Below are 18837 nucleotides of genomic sequence, written 5' to 3'. Positions count from 1 at the left end.
TCAGGCGTGTTCGCGGAAAAACGCGATCACGCTCTGAAGTTCGTCCGCAAAGCGATCAATCTCATCCACCGTGCTGGTGAAACTGAGGCTCGCTCGCGCAGAACCGGTCACGTTGTAATAGCGATGCAAAGGCTGGCAGCAGTGATGACCACTGCGGATGCAAATGCCCGACAGATCGAGCATGGCGGCGATGTCATTGGCATGCACGCCCTCAACCAGGAAGGTGGCTAAGGCGCCGCGACCGGACTGCTGATCAGGAGTCGGCCCAAGAATGCGCAGTCCGTCGATACCCCGCAAGCGTTCAAACAAATGCCCCGTGAGCTGGGCTTCCCAGGCCTGAATGGTGTCTAGCCCGATGGACTGCAGATAACGGATGGCGGCACCCATACCCACAGCTTCACCGATAGCTGGTGTTCCCGCCTCGAACTTGTGCGGGAGCGACGCCCAGGTGCTGTGATCGAGGAACACATCCTGAATCATCTCGCCGCCGCCGAGTAACGGCGGCATCTCTTCAAGAAGCGATTGCCGTGCCCACAGGAAGCCCATCCCCGTAGGTCCGCAGAGCTTGTGGGACGAGCCCACAAGGAAATCAACATCGAGAGACGCCACGTTGATGGGCTTGTGAGCCAGGCTCTGGCAGGCATCCACGAGCACCAAAGCGCCGACGGCATGCGCCGCAGGAATGATCACGTCCAGCGGATTGCAACAGCCCAGAGCATTGCTGATGTGCACAAGGCTCATCAGGCGGGTTCGCGGGCTCAGCTTGGCTTGGAAATCATCGAGATCCAGCTCACCAGTCTCAGTGACGCCGACGTGACGAAGCACACAACCGGTGCGCTGAGACAGCTGCTGCCAAGGCACCAGGTTGCTGTGGTGCTCCATCAGCGTGAGCAGCACCTCATCGCCTTCGCGCAAATTGGCATCACCCCAGGTGCGCGCCACAAGGTTGATTGCCTCAGTGGCATTGCGGGTAAACACGATTTCAGTGGCGCTGGCTGCACCAACGAAATCAGCGGTTGTCGAGCGGGCTGCCTCGAACGACTCGGTTGCCCTGGCACTGAGCTGGTGGGCACCACGGTGCACGTTGGCGTTGTCGGCGCTGTAGTAACGCTGCAGAGCCTCAAGCACCTGACGCGGCTTCTGGCTGGTGGCAGCGTGGTCCAAATAAACCAGCGGCCTGCCATCCGAAGCCTGCTGATCCAAGATCGGGAAATCGGCACGGGTCCGGGCCAGCAAGACGCCGAGATCCGCCTGCGACTGAGCTGACTGCATCAGCGTCATGAGCTCAGTCCTTCCATGACCCGCTCCAGCGGGCTCCAGACTTGGGCCGCTTCCGGCAGCTGCCCGATGATCTCCTGGCAGGCTCCACGCAAAAGCAATGCTGCGGCGTCAGCAGCACCGATGCCTCGACTCTGGAGATAGAAGAGCTCGTCTTCTTGAAGTTGCGAGACCGTCGCGCCATGAGCGCAGCGCACATCGTCAGCAACGATTTCTAGTTCAGGCTTGGTGTCGACTCTGGCGCGATCGGAGAGAAGAAGATTGCGGCTGAGCTGAGCGGCATTGGTGCGCTGCGCTTCGCGAGGAACGTTGATGGCACCGTTGAAAATGTTGTGCGAACGATCGGCCGCCAGACATTTCTGCAGTTGATCCAGCTCGCCTTCAGGGCCGTTGAAACTCACCGATGTGTGGGTGGCGAGCTGCTGCTCTGCGCTGGTGACTGCCAACCCTTTGATGGTGGTGGTGGCCTGTCCATCCACCTGAACGACGCGCGGTTCCAACCGGCCGAGCGACCAGCCCTGCACCACCGACGTGAAGGCATAGCGGCTGCGGGGCTCTTGCTCCACAGCGCAATGAGTCAACAGAGAGGCGGCTCCGCTAGACATCGCGAGGAAGCCGTGTCGCAATTGGGATTCCTGACCCAGATGGACTTCGATCACGTGGCTGTGAGCGTTGGTCCCATCTGCGAGCACCACCTCCAACAGATCGAGCGAGGCTTTCTCTTCAAGCAAAAGGAGCACGCGCGTCGCTGTGAGTCCATCGCCACCGGTCAGCACGACTTCAAGCGGTGGAACCGAACCACGAATGCGCAGAGCCAGCACCTGACGGCTTCTGGCGTGGTTGAACTCCACAGGCCAAGCCTCGGCGCAGCCACAGCGGTCGAGCGTATGCCCGAGAGCCTGTTTGAGCTCTGCTTCGGAGAGGACGCTGATGCCGGGCGGCAAGGTCACACCCTCAAGAGGGTTGGCCTGACCATTCAGAACGAGACGCAACACGCCATCAGCACTGAACGGCAATGATCCATCACTGGCATCTGCACTGAGCGGCAACGCCGCCATGCACTCAAGCCGCTTCAGGTCGGTCAGTCGCCAGGGCTCCTGCCGACGGGTCGGCAGGCCCATCCGTTCGAGGGCCGCACGACCGCGTTCCTGGACTGGTGCGAGCACACTGTTGGCCATATCAGGCCACCCCCTGAGCAGCCAGTTCCTGATCCACCCAGTCGTATCCGGTTTCCTCGAGCTCGAGTGCCAGCTCACGACCACCGGTGCGCAGGATTCGACCCGCTGCCATCACATGCACATAATCCGGAGTGATCTCATCGAGTAGACGCTGGTAGTGGGTGATCAGCAGTGTGGCGTTGTTGGGCGTCGCCAACTGATTCACACCCCCGCCGACGATGCGGAGAGCATCGATATCAAGGCCGGAATCCGTTTCATCAAGGATTGCCACCACAGGCTCAAGGAGAGCCATCTGAAGAATCTCGTTGCGCTTCTTCTCGCCGCCGGAGAAGCCTTCATTCACACTGCGCTCCAAGAAGGCTGGGTCCATCTGGACCACGTTGAGCTTCTCGCGCACATGATCTTCAAAATCGAAGGTGTCGAGTTCTTCTTGCCCCTGCTTATCACGCCGAGCATTGGTGGAGACGCGTAGAAATTCAAGGTTGCTGACGCCCGGAATTTCCACTGGATATTGGAAACCAAGGAAGATGCCCAGACGGGCACGATCTTCAGGCTCCAAGTCAAAAAGATCCTCGCCGCGATAACGCACAGTTCCAGCAGTTACACGGTAAGCGGGATGACCTGCGAGAACTTTCGACAACGTGCTTTTGCCGCTGCCGTTGCGCCCCATCACGGCATGAATTTCGCCGGCTCGCACCTGCAAACTGACGCCCTTGAGGATGGGCTTGTCGTCAACCGAAGCATGCAGGTCGGTGATATCTAGGAGCAACTCGGCGTCTGAACGAATCACGGAAGAGATGAAAAATGAGAAACGATGAATAGAGATGGGAAAAGAAAGACTCAGCCCACAGAACCCTCAAGCTTGAGCGCCAACAACTTATCGGCTTCAGCAGCAAATTCCATTGGAAGCTGATTGAACACATCCCGACAGAAGCCGCTCACCATCATCGAAACCGCCTCTTCAAAACCGATGCCTCGACTTTGGAGATAAAACAGCTGATCTTCAGAGATGCGGCAGGTGCTGGCCTCATGTTCGATCGCAGCCTGAGGCTGCTGCGAACGGATGTAGGGGTAAGTATTGGCGGCAGCTTGATCGCCGATGAGCATCGAATCGCACTGGCTGTAGTTGCGAGCACCCTTGGCTTTCGGCCCCATCTGCACCAGACCCCGATAGCTATTGCTCGATTGCCCAGCACTGATGCCCTTACTCACGATCGTGGAACGGGTTCGGGGACCGATGTGAACCATTTTTGTTCCGGTATCAGCCTGCTGACGGTTGTTGGTGAGTGCCACGGAATAGAACTCTCCGACGGAATCGGCACCCTGAAGAAGACAGCTGGGATATTTCCAAGTGATGGCAGACCCAGTTTCCACCTGTGTCCAGCTGATCCGGCTTCGATCACCACGGCACTGGCCACGTTTGGTCACAAAGTTGTAGATGCCGCCAACACCATTTTCATCACCGGCATACCAGTTCTGAACCGTGGAGTATTTGATCGACGCATCATCAAGAGCCACGAGTTCCACCACCGCCGCGTGCAGCTGGTTGGTGTCAAACATCGGAGCGGTGCAGCCTTCTAAATAGCTCACCGACGCACCTTCTTCTGCAACGATCAAAGTGCGCTCAAACTGACCGGTATCCCCTGAATTGATCCTGAAATAGGTGGAAAGCTCCATCGGGCATTCCACACCCTTTGGGATAAAGACGAAGGATCCGTCACTGAAAACGGCAGAATTCAGTGCGGAAAAATAGTTGTCATTGCTAGGAACAACAGTGCCGAGATAACGCTCAATCAGCTCGGGGTGCTCTTTCACGGCTTCACTGAAGGAGCAAAAGACCACCCCGTGCTCTGCCAATTTCTCCTTGTAAGTGGTGGCAATCGAGACGCTGTCGAAGACAGCATCCACGGCCACGTTGCTCAGACGCTTCTGCTCGCTCAGCGGAATACCGAGCTTGTCAAAGGTTTCCAAAAGCTTGGGATCCACCTCATCGAGGCTGGTTTTTTTCTCCTGCTGCTTGGGAGCTGCGTAATAAACGATGTCTTGATAATCGATTGGGTCATAACCCAACTCAGCCCAATCCGGCTCTTCAAGGGTCAACCAGTGCCGGAAGGCCTTCAGGCGGAATTGAAGAAGAAAATCAGGTTCCTCCTTTTTCTTGGAGATCAGACGCACCACCTCCTCGCTGAGACCCTTGGCGATCTTGTCGGTCTCGATGTCCGTGACAAAGCCGTATTTGTACGGCTTGCTGACGAGATCACGGGTGGAGGTGGATGTCATGTCACTCAGCCTGCAGTGGCATGGATGGTTTCGGTGGTGATCGTCTGCTCCTCACCACGGAACGGGTTGTCCTCAGTGAGGAAGAGCATGCAATGGCAATCCTTGCGCTCTCGCATTGGCACGCAGGGGCAATTCCAGAAGGCCTGCGATACCTCGGCCTGTTTGTCCTCGTAATGGCGGCAGGGGCACAGCGCACCTCCCAGATCATCTTTGTGGCGCGCAAGACCTTTCAGCACCACGGACGTCACACCGGGATCGCTGCAAAAATAGGTGCCTGTCCGCTGGGCATAGGTTTCAGCAAACTTGCGGATCACTTCAAGGCTCTCCGCGGTCGGTTCTTGGTTGCCCGCAGGGGACTCAGTCATGACAACGAAACTGGCAGAGGAACGAAGCCGGGGAGATACGAAACAGAAAAGTTTCGTATTCGGAGCCTAGGGCACGGATCGGGCACCCGACGTCGAGCTCATTGTGACGGACCCTGGATCCCAACCGCTCCCTCAATGGCGACCGATCCAGGTCTCGACAAAATCTGAATTGAATCCCAAGGCAGTTGCTTTGATCCCGTGGCATCGTGACCGTATCGTCCTGAATCCATGGGCGCGTCCGCGCAAGCTCCCACACGTGAAGCGACGCTGGCCCTGCTCCTGAGGCAGGGTCAAGTCAGTGCGTCTGCCCTTGCGGGTCAGCTGAATATTTCTGTGCAAGCCATGCGTAGGCATCTACGCACCCTCGAAGATGAAGGGTTGGTGGAATCAAGTGCGGTGTCAGCAGGGCCAGGACGTCCCTCCAACCAATGGCGACTCACGCAACAAGGGCATCAGCACTTTCCAGACGGCAGCGAAACCTTCGCCATCGACCTGCTGGAGTCAATGGTCACGAGTCTCCCAGCCGAAACCCTGGCCACGCTGCTCAACAGCCAGGCTCTGCATAAAGCGGACCTTTACAGACGTCAACTCGGCGATGGCTCCCTCGAAGAACGCATCCGCATCCTGGTTCAGTTGCGCAGCAACGAAGGGTATGTCAGCGAAATGGTGCCAGCCACCGACGGATTGGGGTGGTGCATCAATGAGTATCACTGTTCCGTCCAGCGGATTGCCGAAGAGCATCCAGCGGTCTGTGATCAGGAATTACTAGTGATTCGCATGACCTTTCAGGACTGCCAAGTGGAACGGGTTCACTGGCGATTGGAATCCGGACACTCCTGTGGATTTGAAATCAAACCCCAGGCCAATCCGCTCCCCCAGCCGAAGTCAGACCTTCACGCATGACCAGTGACGCGATCCCAGGGACAGGACCTCTATCCCGTGAACAGATCGAAGCGATCGAAGCCACCTTGCTGCCCACACTGGATCGTCACCACCTCAGGCTGCAGGCTCACTGCCTTGCCACGTTCCAGCACATGGCTCGCCCTGTTGTTCAGGGACCGCTTCCCAACCGCCAACGCTGGCAGAGCTGGTGCAAGCAGCAGCCGCAACTGGTCGACGACCCCGACTTCTTGGAGCTCCTGATGATCCAGTTCACTGTGATCGCAATACAGCTGGAAGATCTGGCGAACAACCTAGGCATCAGCCCTCTCGAGCTCAGCCTGAACGATCTCATACGCCACAGCGAGAGCGACAGCAGGCAACGGCTAGAAAGCTCCAAGTCATCGTGACTTCGCGATCAGGCCATCACGTTGACGACTGCGTCCTGCGATCATCCAAACGACTGCATTCGACGCTGATGACCCTGGACATCCCCGATGCGCCGACCTTTTTCCGCCTGAGCTGCGGCAGCTGGCGATCCCAACGCAGCGTGCACCACCTGCTGCACCGTCGCGCAGAGGCCGGCGGATCTCTGATCGTTGTGGACGACCTGGAGATCGACGATCCACGGCTGCTTGAGATGGCCCGTCAGCACGGCCAAAACCCAGATCGGATCATCGGAGGAAGCCATGTGCGCTGGAGCGCTTCCATGGCCTGGGATCGCGACGGAGATGCCCACGACGGTGAGACCTGTTTCGCCTTGATCGGCGACAGCGCGTCCGCACGATCGGGAACCATGCTCAGAGACCAGGGCTATGCAGAAAAATCTCCTGCCACATCCACGTTCAGCATGGACGACAGGGATGGCCTGATTCTCTGCACGAGCTACGAGATGATGACCGTTTGGGAGCGCTTCAGCTTTTCGGGAGTCGATGTGCGGATTCGCTCCAGCACGGTGGAAGGCCTGTCCAACAACGCGTCCTTCTGCGTTGAGACCCGATTGAAGGAAGAAGGCTCAAGCGGGGGAACTGCTCCGTCAACAGCTGTGCATTCGCCGTTCGGATGGTGAGCACTCACTGTTACGGACTGTGAGTAGCCCAGGGAGCCGCGGGGAGCACGTTCATTCACACTTCTACGATCGTTGCAGTGTGTTCCGAACAGCGTGGCTCTTCCTCTCCTGCAGTACGCACCGACCACGCAAAACAATCGTGTTGCTCCCATCCGCGTTGCATCCGACGAGAACGAACGTTCTCTGCAGATGGATATCGCGATGGACGCTGACAACGTTGAGACGGTCATCGAGTCGGCGTACCGCCAGGTGTTCTTCCACGCGTTCAAGAGCGACCGCGACGCCTTCCTGGAATCCCAGCTTCGGAACGGTCAGATCACGGTCCGCGATTTCATTCGTGGGCTCTGCCTCTCTGACACCTTCAAGCGGACTTTCTACGGTTTCAACTCCAACTACAAGGTGGTGCGCCACCTTGTGCAGAAAATCCTCGGCCGCAAGACCCACGGCCAATCGGAAGAGATTTCCTGGTCCATCGTGATTGCCTCCCAAGGCATCGAAGGCATGGTCGATGCCTTGCTCGACAGCGAGGAATACTTGAGCGCCTTCGGTTACGACACGGTGCCTTATCAGCGCAATCGCGTACTGCCTGGCCGTGATCTCGGCGAAACCCCTTTCAACATCACCACGCCTCGCTACGACGAGTACTACCGGGGAATCCTGGGCTTCCCGAAGATCGTCTTTACCGGCAAAGCCAAGGCTCTGCCCGAGCGCGCCAATCGCAAGCGCGGCGGATATACCGAGGACTACCTCCCCTGGGTCCGCGGCATGGCCTCCGGGATGGGTGCGTCACCGACCGGCAGCGCCGATATCGATTACCTCTCCAAGGTCCCGTTCCGCAGCATCGGCCGCTGAGTCCAAGCCCAGCTCAATCCTTCAAAAAGGAGCCCCTCGGGGCTCCTTTTTTTTGTTGATCACAGGCCCTCCAAGGGCATTGCCGTCAGAAGATGCTGACCCCGGGCCTCTTGGCGCCCTGAAAAAGAAAAATCTCCAGCAAACTGATCCCAAAGAAACCCGGTAGTTCGAACGTGACGCAAGCCATCACATCCCTCGCCCGCATGACCCTGCGTCAGCTGCGTCAGATGGCTAGCGATCTAGGCGTCACTCTCTACAGCCGCAAGAGCAAAGAAGACCTGGTCTCAGCGATCGCTGAGCGGCAAGAACGTCGTGGTGGCGACCTCAAGGCCATTGAAGCTGAACTCACACCACCCGCACTGTCTCAAGCGACTACCCGTGTGGTGTTTCTCCCCAGGGATCCCCAATGGGCCTACGTGTTTTGGGAAATTTCAGACAGCGATCGCCGTCGTGCTCAAGCCGAAGGCGCCGCGCACCTCAGCCTCCGCCTCGCAGACGTCACTGGCCTACAGGACGGTTCGTCTCACCCGCACACTCTCCAGGAGGTTCCCGTCGATAGTCACAGCACCGAGTGGTATTTGCCTGTCCCTCTGTGCGACCGCGACTACCGCGTTGAACTTGGTTTTCGTTCCGGCAGCAACTGGATCTCCTTGGCCTTCTCCTCAGTGGCCCGCGTCCCCGCCTTGCACCCCAGCGATCAGATTCTCGATCAGTTTGTTCCCTTCAGCCTCGAAGCGGCAGCTCCCGCTCCCGCGCCAGTCGCCCCGCCCGCCGAGCCCAGCGACAGCGGTCTGCACGAGCGTCTCTATCAGAGTGCGACCACCCACTTCCGCAGCCGCAGGGTGGGTTCCGAAGTGCTGCATGAGCAAGACTCCATGGCGGTTGACCAGCGCGGACTGAGCGATTCCGGCGCTGGACTCTGGGCCAGCGGACGCAATGAATCAGGTCTGGGTGGTGTTGCCCCTCGCCAGCGCACCTTCTGGTTAGTGGCTGACGCCGAGCTGATCGTTTACGGCGCCACTGATCCCTCGGCATGCCTCACCATCGGCGGCGAAGAAGTTCCCCTTTCTGACGAAGGTACCTTCCGCATTCAGGTGCCTTTCCGCGACGGCGAACAGATGTACGCCATCGAAGCCACAGCTGCCGATGGCGAACAGAAGCGCAACATCACCTTGAATTTCGAGCGCGTGACACCGGAAGACAACAGCAATCCCGCCAGCGAAGCCAAAGCTGAGTGGTTCTGAACTCGTGACCATGAAACGGAACACCCTCCGTTGGTTTGTGGCCATCACTCCCCTTGTGGGAGCGATGGCCTTTCCCGTCTTAGTCCCTCTGACCATGGCGAAACTTGGAATCGGCGCCGGAGTGGGCGTGGCGTTGGTGCTAAGCAGTCTCTGGTTTGTGACCATGCTCAGCACAGCAGAAATGCCCCACTAACCCTCCAACTCATCCGCACAGGGGAACACTGCCTTCACAGGAGTGGTGAGATCCCATGGGCCCAAGAGCATGCCCGCCGAAAGCGGCATCGATTGTGGCTTCGACGCTGTCTTTTTTGTTGTTGAGCTGCAGCCAGCCCGGTGAGGTGGTGGGACAAGGAAGCGAGCCACTTCCAAGACCCAAGGGAATTGCGCTGCACTTCAACCACCGCGACAGCAGCCGCTACCGCCATCCGCTCACGGGGGAATGGCGCAATGGCGACAACCTCGAACAGGCGTTGATCGCACAGATCAAAAGCGCCGAGCACGAACTGCTCGTGGCCGTTCAAGAGCTGTCATTGCCCGCCATCGCTGAGGCCTTGGTGCAGGCCAGCCAGAACGGAGTGAAGGTTCACGTGGTTCTGGAGAACACTTACAGCACGCCCTGGACCGAGCTGCACCCCACAGACCTGCCGGCCCGTGGCCGTCAACGCCTGCATCAACTCCAAAAGCTCGCCGATCGCAACCGTGACGGCCAACTGAGCGCTGAAGAACGGATGCGAGGTGATGCCGTTGCCATCCTGAAGCGCGGCGGTGTACCGATCATCGACGACACCGAAGACGGCAGTCGCGGGAGCGGCCTGATGCACCACAAATTCATCGTGGTGGACCAACGGCGTGTCGTGACAGGAAGCGCCAACTTCACCAGTTCGGGATTGCATGGTGATGTCGGTGCCCCGAATAGCCGGGGCAACGTGAATCATCTCCTCAGCATCGACAGCATGGATCTGGCTGCGATATTCCGCGAGGAGTTCGAACTCATGTGGGGTGACGGACCCTCAGGGCTGAACAACAGCCGCTTCGGTCGAGGGAAAGAGCGGCGAGGCCCACAGGTCGCAAGCATCGACGGCATCAGGGTGGAAGTGCTGTTCCCACCCCATTCCCCACAGGATCCAGAGCATGGCTTGAACCTGATTGGCCGAACGCTGGCCAAAGCACGACAAACCATCGACATGGCCTTGTTCGTGTTCTCAGCGCAGTCACTGACCGACGTGCTCGCTGAGCGCCACAACGCCGGCGTGGCGATCCGATTGCTGGCTGATCCCGGTTTTGCCAGCCGCTTCTTTTCAGAGGTCCTGGACCTGCTGGGACTGGCACTGCCAGACCGTTTCTGCAAACTCGAAGCTGGCAATCAACCCCTGACTACACCGTTAAAGAACATCGGCACCCCGCGCCTCGCGCGTGGCGACAAACTGCACCACAAGTTCGCCGTGATCGACAACAAAATGGTGATCACCGGGAGCTTCAATTGGTCGCCATCTGCAGCACACACCAACGATGAAACCCTGCTGGTGATCTACTCACCGAAGCTTGCTGCGCATTTCACCCGTGAAATGAATCGAATGTGGCGCAGTGCTGAGCTGGGGATCACGCTACGAATACAACGCAAGCTTGATCGGCAACGTGCAAGGTGTGGGGGTGGAGAGGAGCTGAAAGAACAAGTGAGATAATGGCCTAAATTCCCGTATCAGCGAATTCCGAGGAAATGAAAACTGCTCTGGGCATCCTTACCGTAAGTTCGTTGCTTCTCACAACAGGGTGTGCAGAACTTCAAGAATTAGCTGAGGAGTACAAGGCGGATCAAGCAACGGAAGAAGCTAAGGAGAATCGAATTAGAACTCTCGACATAGATCAACCCATAGCCAATGTCAGCGTGGAAGAGATCGCAGAAGAGTTCGAAGCGAACTCAGTGGTGGCTGAGGACAGGTACATGAACCAACCTGTTGAAATCACTGGATACATAGGAAGCATTGACGACTCAATGTTTGACGAGAAAAACGTCAGCATCACTATCACTGGTGGAGAGTACAGCTTTTCGTCCGTGAGCTGTTCGAAACCTCGTAATGCCCCCGAAGTCCATGAGCTCCGCAAAGGAATGCATGTTGCTGTACGCGGCGTGATCACCTCTGAAGAAATGGGAATTCGTCTGTCACGCTGCAAGTTCTGGTCTTTCTCAAAAGATCGATGGATCGGATCAGAGCAAACAACACCAACCCACCAAGCACCGAATTCGTTCAAATACACTGCAAGCGCTGAGCAGCCATCCCAAAAAACAAAGCAACATCAAACCAGACAATTAGCACCTATGGAATGGAGTAATTTACCCAGAGGATGCAGCTTTTACTTTGCAGAAAATGATGAAAATCAGCCACTTGTCTGGGCCACATTTCCGGTAGAAGATGTTACCAAAAGCAAAGCTATCATTAATGTGGTCGGGGGAAGGCGGGAGCTTGAAATCAACACCTACAAAGACTTAGAGATTATTACAAGCGATAATGAATATCAACTCGTAATATCAATGGGAAATTGGAGGCAAACTGGGCATGAAATGGAACAAAGCGTTTCTACGATCAAAGTAAAACATCTAAACAATAGTTACCAAGTCACTGGTATTGCAAAACGAGGTTGCTAGGGGAATCCGCCAAGGATCCAGAAAATCCTGATCTCGACCCTTCACAAATCAGCAGAATTTATCCAGGGACAAGCCCAAATCCACCAATTCTAAACTGGCATGAGCATCCGAAACACTAGAGCTGGCTTCACACAAGCCAAATTCAACGACGATGCCTCATCGTTCGTCATCTTCGAGATTCTCGTCATTGCCGTTGCATTTGGAATTGGGATGCAGAGCTGGTGGTGGGGTGGAGGAATCTTTTTGAGCGGGATGATTGTAATGGTCACTCCCATCCTCAACGTCCTGTTCTGCTTCGCGATGACCGCAGCATGGGCAGTTGCAGGGTTTCATATCGGCGAAGCGATTGACCAGGAAGGAGCCAACTACGTCATTGCCATCCTTGCGGGACTGATCTCACTGGGAGCTCACTTGGGAGCTATTGAGTGGGCAGAAGACATGGGCGCAAAGGATTGATGCTTAGGTGGTTAAAGACCAAATACTAAGTTCGCATAAAGAAGTGTCTAAGAATTAGCTTTAATAATCAATCGCTTCTGATAAACCGCTGAACGAGGGATTACCTAGCGAATGCAGCGCAAGTTGGAGCGTCAGCAAGCGCTGTGCGGCAGTGGAGAGCAAAGGGGAGAAATCACCTCAGATCCATGAATGAATCACGACTGCTGCAAAAGATTCCATTCACGAAGATGAATCCATTGACATTGATCATTGGCAACATCCGCTGACACAGTTCAAGTCGAAAACTGGACAACAGCAATCCCTCCAAAAACCACACCCGGTCGTCTCCAACTTGATCCCCAGCAAGCAAGGCGTTGGTCAACCCAAACACCGATGACCGATCGCCACGCCAGTCGGGCCAGAATACTCTTGCAATGACTGATTCACCCTCCGTGAGATTGCCGCTGTCCCTCTTGGGGCTTGTGCTGATGCTGCCCCCCGCGGCCTTCACGCAGGTCAAGTTCGTCCCCATGCCCACTCAAGAAGAGATGCGCTCGCTGCAGCTGCTCGCCTACAGCTGCTCACGGGAGAATGACCTCACCAACTGCGAACAGACCCGAAGCATTGCCGATCCGCTGATGGATCACCCACGACTTCCAGCCGCCTGCAAAGACACCCTCTGGGAATTGATCCAGGCGTCTCATGTGGCCAACACCAACAGCTTTCAACGGCGGGACAACATTGATCGCCCAGCCCGAAGACTCACTGTGGTCTGCGCGAAGGCTCCAGCACCAGCGCCGCAGGCACCCACACAGGCATGAGCGACCCCGGTGTTAATCCCAGTCGAAACTGAAGCGTTGCCCCGGGAGCAAGCGCTCCACTTCATCGCGAACCTGCTGCATCAGTTCACTGCTCAACGCAGGATGTCTTCGCAATTCCCGGATCAATTCGCCTACGTCATCAGCCGTTAAGCCATGGCTGGACACCATCGACTCCAACCGCTGACGGACATGGGTAATGAGCTCTTGTTGCTCCTGGGAGAGAGGAACTGCGTTGGGGCGATCGATCTCCATCACAGTTCAGCCGACGCGATGAACAAAAAGTAGCTGCGACAAGTGGTTGCCCCGAACACCCTGGATTTGTCCAGGCATGTTTAGGTTCCGTAGATCCGCCCCACCCGCACGGGATGACAGCCTCCGCCTCGGCCGAGCCCACGCACACCATCGTGCAACTCGACGCTCCTTTCACTGACCAAAAACCCGGCACTTCGGGACTGCGCAAGAGCAGCCAACAATTCGAGCAGCCTCACTACCTCGAGAGCTTTATTGAAGCGGTCTTCAGAACTCTGCCTGGCGTGCAGGGCGGCACTCTCGTGCTCGGTGGCGACGGTCGCTACGGCAACCGACGCGCCATCGACGTAATTTTGCGCATGGGAGCAGCCCATGGGCTCAGCAAAGTGTTGGTCGCCACAGGCGGCATCCTGTCGACCCCCGCAGCCTCCAATCTGATCCGCCAGAGGCAAGCGATCGGAGGCATCATCCTTTCCGCGAGCCACAATCCCGGTGGGCCCGATGGCGACTTTGGCGTGAAGGTGAATGGCGCCAACGGCGGCCCCACGCCCAGCTCCTTCACCGATGCAGTTTTCGAGTGCACGAAAACACTCGATCACTATTCAATCGCCGAGGCGAAGCCCCTCAACCTCGAAGAACCGGGAACGCATCAGACCGGTGCGATGCAGGTCGAAATCGTCAATGGCGTCGATGACTTTGTCGCCCTGATGCAGCAGCTGTTTGATTTCGAGCAAATCAGCGACTTGCTCAAGAGCGACTTTCCGCTGGCCTTCGATGCCATGCATGCCGTGACAGGGCCTTATGCCAAACGGGTGTTCGAAGACCTGCTCGGCGCACCAGCCGGCAGCGTGCGCAATGGCATCCCCCTCGAGGACTTCGGCAAGGGACACCCAGACCCCAACCTGACTTACGCCCACGACCTCGCAGGGCTTCTTCTCGAGGGTGATGGGTATCGGTTCGGAGCCGCCTGCGACGGAGACGGTGACCGCAACATGATTCTGGGCCACCGCTGCTTCGTGAATCCCAGCGACAGCCTCGCGGTGCTCACGGCCAACGCCACCCTCGCCCCGGGGTACGCAGGGGGGCTGGCGGGCGTTGCCCGTTCCATGCCCACCAGCGCAGCGGTGGATGTGGTCGCCAAGGGTCTGGGCATCAACTGCTTCGAAACTCCCACGGGTTGGAAGTTCTTCGGCAACTTGCTGGATGCTGGCGAGATCACCCTGTGTGGAGAAGAAAGCTTTGGAACCGGCAGCAATCACGTGCGCGAAAAAGACGGCTTGTGGGCCGTGCTGTTCTGGCTGCAGATCCTTGCCGTCCGCCGGTGCAGCGTCGCAGACATCATGAACAGCCATTGGCAACGCTTTGGCAGGCACTATTACTCGCGCCATGACTACGAAGCGGTCCCAACGGAAGCCGCCCACGGCCTTTATGACCGCCTGGAAATGATGCTTCCCTCCCTGTTGGGGCAAACCTTTGCTGGTCAGACCATCAGCGGTGCTGACAATTTCAGCTACATCGATCCTGTGGACCAGTCGGTAACACAGGGGCAGGGGTTGCGAATTCTTCTAGACGACGGCAGCCGCGTAGTGATTCGTCTGTCCGGAACTGGCACCAAGGGGGCCACGATTCGGGTCTACCTAGAGAGCTATGTTCCCAACACCGGGGACCTCAACCAGGATCCTCAGATCGCCCTGGCCAAGATGATCAACGCCATCAACGACCTGGCTGAAATCCAACAACGCACCGGCATGGATCAGCCCACGGTGATCACCTGATCAGGTCATCCAACCTGGCAGGGAGAGGTTCGTCTAACGACGAGACTTCCCTGCCATCGACTTGCCCGTGCGGTAGTCCTCTTCCGGTGCACTGTCCTGAAGCTGGCGCATGCTCTCAATCGAGGCACTGAAGAGAGCCGCCGAAGAGATCACGACCCCGTAGAGGTAATGCAGCCGAGTTTGGCGAATGGTCGCCGGTGTGTTGCGGATGAAGGTGTCGAGAAAGAGCGACAGCACCACACCGATCCCGGCACCGATCAATGCAGACCAGAGAACCTTATAGCCGTTGAAGTCAGCTGGCTTTTGGGTGTCAGCACCGGGTCGATTGCCCTGCGTCATGAGGTGATCAATCCCGAATCATTCCCTGCTTCTGGACCACCGATGGCCCCATCCGCCTGGCCCAGCAATGACTTCATCACCACATAAAACACTGGCACCACAAACAACGACAACACAGTGGCCACCAACAAACCACCGAACACCACAGCACCAAGTGATGTTTGGCTCCGAGCGCCTGCTCCACTGGCAAACACCAGTGGAACGAAACCAAACAACGAAGAAATCGCTGTCATCAGGATTGGACGCAAACGCGAGCTCGCCGCATAACGCGCGGCCTCCAACGCATTGGCACCCGCCTGCATGCGCTGATTGGCCATGTCCACAATCAGGATGCCGTTGCCTGCCGCAAGGCCAATCAACATCACAAGGCCCACCTGGGCGTAGACGTTGAGCACCTCACCACGCAACGCCAGAAAGATCAGGGCGCCGAGCATGGCCGTAGGAACGGTCATCAAAATAATCAGGGGATCGGCATAGCTCTCGTACTGGGCGGAGAGCACCAGATAAACCGCCAGAATTCCGAGCGCAAAGATCACCACCGCAAGGGCACCCGCCTTCACTTCTTCCCGGGAAATACCGGTCCAGTCAAAGCTGAGACCCTGAGGGTTCACGCTTTCGAAGATCCCCTTCATGGCATTGATGGCCTGACCGGAACTGCTGCCAGGAGCGGGCGTGCCTTCAATTTTGATCGACCGGTAAAGGTTGAAATGGGGCACCACCGTGGGGCCATAGGTTTCCCGAACGGTGAAAAATTCAGACAGCGGAATCAGATCACCTGCGGCACTTTTCACGTAAACAGCGGACAGACGCTCGGGTGTGGCTCGGCTTTCTGCATTGGCCTGCACATAGACACGACGCACCTTGCCTTCCTGGAAGGTGTCGTTCACATACAAACCGCCGAAATTGACGCTGAAGGTCTGCATCGCTGATCCGAAGTCCACCTCGACCGCGGCCATTCGATCCCGGTCGACCTGGATTTCAATCTGGGGTGATTCGGGCGAGAAGAACGTGTAAACCCGATTGAGTTCGGGGTCGGCATTGCCGGCCTGGATCAGACGGCTGGCTGTGGCGTTGAACTCCGCAAGGCTGTAAGCACCACCGCTCTGGTCGAGCAGCTGGAACTCAAAACCACCGCCGGTGCCATAACCCGGAATGGAGGGAGGCTCCACAACAAACACCCGAGCACCATCCACAGAAGCCGCCAGCTTCTGATTGAGACGCTCCACGATCGACGCCACTGACTGGTCCTTCTTCTGGCGATCCGACCAGTTGGTAGTGCCGAAGAAAAACAAGCCCTTATTCGGACTGTTGCCATCCAAGCTGGCACCGCTGAAAACGGAGGCGGCCGTAATGTCTTTTTCGGTGCGCAGCACTGCGGCCACCTGTTGATTGATCGCTTCAGTGACCTGGGTGGATACACCCTCTGGCGCCTGCACAACGCCGATGGCATAGCCCTGGTCTTCAATCGGAACAAACCCACCGGGGATGGCACGAAAGGCCACAGCCGTCAGCAGGATGCCAGCACCGAGGATGCTCATCACCAGCTTTCGCCGGCCAAGAGCCCATTGCAAGGCAGCGGAGTAACGGCTTTCCATCACTGCATAGCCGCGGTTGAAATTGGCGAAAATCACCGGGGTCAACCAGCCCAAGCCCAAGCCCAATGCGGGGTAAATCACCACAGGCAGAATGCGGCTCACGCCCACCAGGATCAAACCGGTCATGGCTCCACCGATGGTGAAGGGCAGTGTGGCCGGACGATCCAAAACGCGCCCCAACAAGAGCCCGACCAAGGCTCCGATGGCAGTGGGGACCAGCGCCAGCGCGGCACCTCCACCAACCACAAGCAGGCCATAGACGAAACCGATCACGGTGCCGGCGATGGCATAGGTTTTGCGGCCAGGATCCTTCGACTCGCGTGCCAGAAGTAACGCCGAAAGCATGGGCGAAAAGGTGAGGGCGTTAAAGGTGGAAATGGCGATAGAGAAGATCACCGTGGCCGCAAACTGCTTGTAAATCGTTCCCGTGGCCCCGGGAAAGAAGAGCACTGGCAGAAACACCGCGAACTTCACCAGTGACGTAGCGATCACCGCGGAGAACAGTTCATCCATGGTGGCTTTTGCCGCCTCAAGCGCCGTCATTCCTTCGGCCTTCTTGCTGGAAGTGTCCTCGATCACGGTGATGGCGTCATCGACCACCAGACCAGTCGCGAGCACAAGACCGAACAGGGTGAGCTGATTCAGCGAAAAGCCGAAACCAAGTACCAGCCCGAAGGTGCCGATCAGCGCGACAGGGATGGCAATTCCTGGAACCAGCGTGGCTTTCCAGTTCTGCAGAAAAAGAAACAGGATCAACACCACCAGAACCACCGCATCCCGCAGAGAATTCACAACTCCCTGGATGGAGGCGGTGATGAAGTCGGTGTTGTCGTAGATCTTCTCCATCTTCATGCCCACTGGCATGGTCTTTTCGAACTCAGCCAGCACCGCCTTCACTCCATCGGAAACCTCCAGCGCATTGCTTCCGGTGAGCTGATACACGGCCAGTCCCACCGAAGGGACGCCCTGGAGATCCGTTGCGCTCACGGCATAGGACTCACCCCCGAGTTGCACGTTGCCCACATCCCGCAATCGCACGAGACCGCCTTCTTCGGCGGTGCGCACGACCATCGACTCGAATTCCTCAATACTGCGCAGACGGCCTTGGAGCTGCACTGTGAAGGTGAACTGCTGCCCCTTTGGTGATGGTTCACCGCCCACCTGGCCAGCAGGCACCAGACGGTTCTGACTGGACAGCTGGTTGACAACATCCGTTGAGGTGAGACCGAAGGTCGTGAGCTTGTCTGGATCGAGCCAAAGGCGAAACGCCAGCTTGCGATTGCCGAAATAGGTGAGATCACCAACCCCGGTCACGCGCTTGATCGAGTCCGTGAGATTCAGATCAAGAAGGCCGCTGATCGTCTCAGCGCTGTAAGTGATCTGGTCTGGATCTTCGCTGCCGAAGTTGTAGACAAGCAGGATTGAGTTGGAGGCCTTGTTGACGGTCACCCCAGCTTTGCGAACTTCTTCAGGGAGCTGAGGTTCAGCTAGCGAGACCCGGTTCTGAACATTGACCTGATTGATGTCGCCATTGGTGCCGCTGGCAAACGCCACATCAATGGAGCTCACACCATCAGCCGAACTGTTGGACTTGATGAAGTCCATGTTTTCCACACCATTGATCTGCTGCTCCAGCACCGAGGTGACACCTTCCTCCACGGAGATGGCGTCGGCTCCGGTGTAGTTCGCACGCACCTTGACGGTGGGCGGCGCGATGTCGGGCAAGTTTTCAATCGGAAGGATCGGAATCGCGATCAAACCCACGATCACAATCAGGATGCTGCAGACCGTGGTGAGAACCGGTCGAGTGATGAAATTATTGGATGCAGACATG

Annotated in this window: 19 protein-coding genes; 11 read left to right on the top strand and 8 right to left on the bottom strand. The window is 57.3% G+C overall.

The genetic code is table 11. From position 1 onward, the window contains the following. From SynA1560_RS03045 to SynA1560_RS03025, 5 genes are read right to left on the bottom strand one after another with little or no spacing between them, the layout of a single operon-like run. On the bottom strand, positions 1 to 1281 hold the full coding sequence (locus tag SynA1560_RS03045; RefSeq protein WP_186501137.1) for a SufS family cysteine desulfurase: 1281 nt from the start codon (positions 1279 to 1281) through the stop codon (positions 1 to 3). Beyond that, positions 1278 to 2456: a Fe-S cluster assembly protein SufD gene (sufD, locus tag SynA1560_RS03040; protein WP_186501136.1), complete on the bottom strand. Its 1179-nt coding sequence runs from the start codon at positions 2454 to 2456 to the stop codon at positions 1278 to 1280. Before sufD ends, SynA1560_RS03045 begins: the two co-directional genes overlap by 4 nt. A gap of 1 nt (position 2457) precedes the next feature. Further along, positions 2458 to 3246 (bottom strand): Fe-S cluster assembly ATPase SufC, encoded by a 789-nt coding sequence (gene sufC, locus SynA1560_RS03035; RefSeq protein ID WP_186501135.1) that lies wholly within the window; start codon positions 3244 to 3246, stop codon positions 2458 to 2460. A 50-nt stretch (positions 3247 to 3296) separates the two neighbouring features. Continuing rightward, entirely contained in the window at positions 3297 to 4736 is a 1440-nt protein-coding gene (sufB, locus tag SynA1560_RS03030) for a Fe-S cluster assembly protein SufB (RefSeq protein WP_186470205.1), read from the bottom strand. 5 nt (positions 4737 to 4741) lie between these two features. Further along, positions 4742 to 5101 (bottom strand): ferredoxin-thioredoxin reductase catalytic domain-containing protein, encoded by a 360-nt coding sequence (locus SynA1560_RS03025; RefSeq protein WP_186501134.1) that lies wholly within the window; start codon positions 5099 to 5101, stop codon positions 4742 to 4744. A 228-nt stretch (positions 5102 to 5329) separates the two neighbouring features. Here SynA1560_RS03025 and sufR point away from each other — a divergent pair, with 228 nt between their 5' ends. The 10 genes from sufR to SynA1560_RS02975 all read left to right on the top strand — a co-directional run bounded on the left by sufR (position 5330) and on the right by SynA1560_RS02975 (position 13045). After that, on the top strand, positions 5330 to 6004 hold the full coding sequence (gene sufR, locus SynA1560_RS03020; protein WP_186501133.1) for an iron-sulfur cluster biosynthesis transcriptional regulator SufR: 675 nt from the start codon (positions 5330 to 5332) through the stop codon (positions 6002 to 6004). Next, entirely contained in the window at positions 6001 to 6390 is a 390-nt protein-coding gene (locus SynA1560_RS03015; protein ID WP_186501132.1) for a hypothetical protein, read from the top strand. Before sufR ends, SynA1560_RS03015 begins: the two co-directional genes overlap by 4 nt. A 68-nt stretch (positions 6391 to 6458) precedes the next feature. Continuing rightward, entirely contained in the window at positions 6459 to 7049 is a 591-nt protein-coding gene (locus SynA1560_RS03010) for a phycobiliprotein lyase (RefSeq protein ID WP_186501131.1), read from the top strand. Between the two features lie 93 nt (positions 7050 to 7142). Continuing rightward, on the top strand, positions 7143 to 7901 hold the full coding sequence (locus SynA1560_RS03005; protein ID WP_186470200.1) for a phycobilisome rod-core linker polypeptide: 759 nt from the start codon (positions 7143 to 7145) through the stop codon (positions 7899 to 7901). A 173-nt stretch (positions 7902 to 8074) separates the two neighbouring features. Next, a complete protein-coding gene (locus SynA1560_RS03000) occupies positions 8075 to 9145 on the top strand; it encodes a DUF4912 domain-containing protein (protein ID WP_186501130.1) in 1071 nt (356 codons plus the stop codon). 10 nt (positions 9146 to 9155) lie between these two features. Then, a complete protein-coding gene (locus SynA1560_RS02995; RefSeq protein WP_186470198.1) occupies positions 9156 to 9338 on the top strand; it encodes a hypothetical protein in 183 nt (60 codons plus the stop codon). A 55-nt stretch (positions 9339 to 9393) separates the two neighbouring features. Continuing rightward, positions 9394 to 10827 carry a phosphatidylserine/phosphatidylglycerophosphate/cardiolipin synthase family protein gene (locus SynA1560_RS02990; protein ID WP_186501129.1) on the top strand — a complete coding sequence of 478 codons (1434 nt, stop codon included), beginning with the start codon at positions 9394 to 9396 and terminating at the stop codon, positions 10825 to 10827. A gap of 35 nt (positions 10828 to 10862) precedes the next feature. Then, positions 10863 to 11789, top strand: a complete 927-nt coding sequence (locus SynA1560_RS02985) for a hypothetical protein (protein ID WP_186501128.1) — start codon at positions 10863 to 10865, stop codon at positions 11787 to 11789. Positions 11790 to 11888: 99 nt separating this feature from the next. Next, a complete protein-coding gene (locus SynA1560_RS02980) occupies positions 11889 to 12245 on the top strand; it encodes a hypothetical protein (protein ID WP_186501127.1) in 357 nt (118 codons plus the stop codon). A 431-nt stretch (positions 12246 to 12676) separates the two neighbouring features. After that, positions 12677 to 13045 carry a hypothetical protein gene (locus SynA1560_RS02975; protein ID WP_255477038.1) on the top strand — a complete coding sequence of 123 codons (369 nt, stop codon included), beginning with the start codon at positions 12677 to 12679 and terminating at the stop codon, positions 13043 to 13045. A 12-nt stretch (positions 13046 to 13057) separates the two neighbouring features. Here the strand turns inward: SynA1560_RS02975 and SynA1560_RS02970 are convergent, their stop codons facing one another. After that, positions 13058 to 13297, bottom strand: coding sequence for a hypothetical protein (locus SynA1560_RS02970; RefSeq protein WP_186501125.1), 240 nt, complete (start codon positions 13295 to 13297; stop codon positions 13058 to 13060). 113 nt (positions 13298 to 13410) lie between these two features. Here SynA1560_RS02970 and SynA1560_RS02965 point away from each other — a divergent pair, with 113 nt between their 5' ends. Then, complete coding sequence (locus tag SynA1560_RS02965) at positions 13411 to 15069, top strand: alpha-D-glucose phosphate-specific phosphoglucomutase (protein WP_186501124.1); 1659 nt, start codon at positions 13411 to 13413, stop codon at positions 15067 to 15069. Between the two features lie 33 nt (positions 15070 to 15102). Here SynA1560_RS02965 and SynA1560_RS02960 read toward each other — a convergent pair whose 3' ends face one another. Then, positions 15103 to 15408 (bottom strand): hypothetical protein, encoded by a 306-nt coding sequence (locus SynA1560_RS02960; protein ID WP_186470193.1) that lies wholly within the window; start codon positions 15406 to 15408, stop codon positions 15103 to 15105. Beyond that, entirely contained in the window at positions 15405 to 18836 is a 3432-nt protein-coding gene (locus tag SynA1560_RS02955) for an efflux RND transporter permease subunit (protein ID WP_186501123.1), read from the bottom strand. Before SynA1560_RS02955 ends, SynA1560_RS02960 begins: the two co-directional genes overlap by 4 nt. Between the last annotated feature and the right edge of the window lies 1 nt (position 18837).

Source organism: Synechococcus sp. A15-60 (genome assembly GCF_014280095.1).
Taxonomy (GTDB): Bacteria; Cyanobacteriota; Cyanobacteriia; order PCC-6307; family Cyanobiaceae; genus Synechococcus_C.
This window is presented reverse-complemented; position numbering and strand designations above follow the sequence as displayed.

What these genes read in the sequence shown, in the direction of transcription:
- SynA1560_RS02955 (WP_186501123.1), bottom strand. Translation starts at nt 18,836, where the DNA reads ATGTCTGCATCCAATAATTTCATCACTCGACCGGTTCTCACCACGGTC.
- sufR (WP_186501133.1), top strand. Translation starts at nt 5,330, where the DNA reads ATGGGCGCGTCCGCGCAAGCTCCCACACGTGAAGCGACGCTGGCCCTG.
- SynA1560_RS03010 (WP_186501131.1), top strand. Translation starts at nt 6,459, where the DNA reads ATGACCCTGGACATCCCCGATGCGCCGACCTTTTTCCGCCTGAGCTGC.
- sufB (WP_186470205.1), bottom strand. Translation starts at nt 4,736, where the DNA reads ATGACATCCACCTCCACCCGTGATCTCGTCAGCAAGCCGTACAAATAC.
- SynA1560_RS02995 (WP_186470198.1), top strand. Translation starts at nt 9,156, where the DNA reads ATGAAACGGAACACCCTCCGTTGGTTTGTGGCCATCACTCCCCTTGTG.
- SynA1560_RS02970 (WP_186501125.1), bottom strand. Translation starts at nt 13,297, where the DNA reads ATGGAGATCGATCGCCCCAACGCAGTTCCTCTCTCCCAGGAGCAACAA.
- SynA1560_RS02990 (WP_186501129.1), top strand. Translation starts at nt 9,394, where the DNA reads ATGGGCCCAAGAGCATGCCCGCCGAAAGCGGCATCGATTGTGGCTTCG.
- SynA1560_RS03045 (WP_186501137.1), bottom strand. Translation starts at nt 1,281, where the DNA reads ATGACGCTGATGCAGTCAGCTCAGTCGCAGGCGGATCTCGGCGTCTTG.
- SynA1560_RS02985 (WP_186501128.1), top strand. Translation starts at nt 10,863, where the DNA reads ATGAAAACTGCTCTGGGCATCCTTACCGTAAGTTCGTTGCTTCTCACA.
- SynA1560_RS02960 (WP_186470193.1), bottom strand. Translation starts at nt 15,408, where the DNA reads ATGACGCAGGGCAATCGACCCGGTGCTGACACCCAAAAGCCAGCTGAC.
- SynA1560_RS03025 (WP_186501134.1), bottom strand. Translation starts at nt 5,101, where the DNA reads ATGACTGAGTCCCCTGCGGGCAACCAAGAACCGACCGCGGAGAGCCTT.
- SynA1560_RS02965 (WP_186501124.1), top strand. Translation starts at nt 13,411, where the DNA reads ATGACAGCCTCCGCCTCGGCCGAGCCCACGCACACCATCGTGCAACTC.
- SynA1560_RS03015 (WP_186501132.1), top strand. Translation starts at nt 6,001, where the DNA reads ATGACCAGTGACGCGATCCCAGGGACAGGACCTCTATCCCGTGAACAG.
- sufD (WP_186501136.1), bottom strand. Translation starts at nt 2,456, where the DNA reads ATGGCCAACAGTGTGCTCGCACCAGTCCAGGAACGCGGTCGTGCGGCC.
- SynA1560_RS02980 (WP_186501127.1), top strand. Translation starts at nt 11,889, where the DNA reads ATGAGCATCCGAAACACTAGAGCTGGCTTCACACAAGCCAAATTCAAC.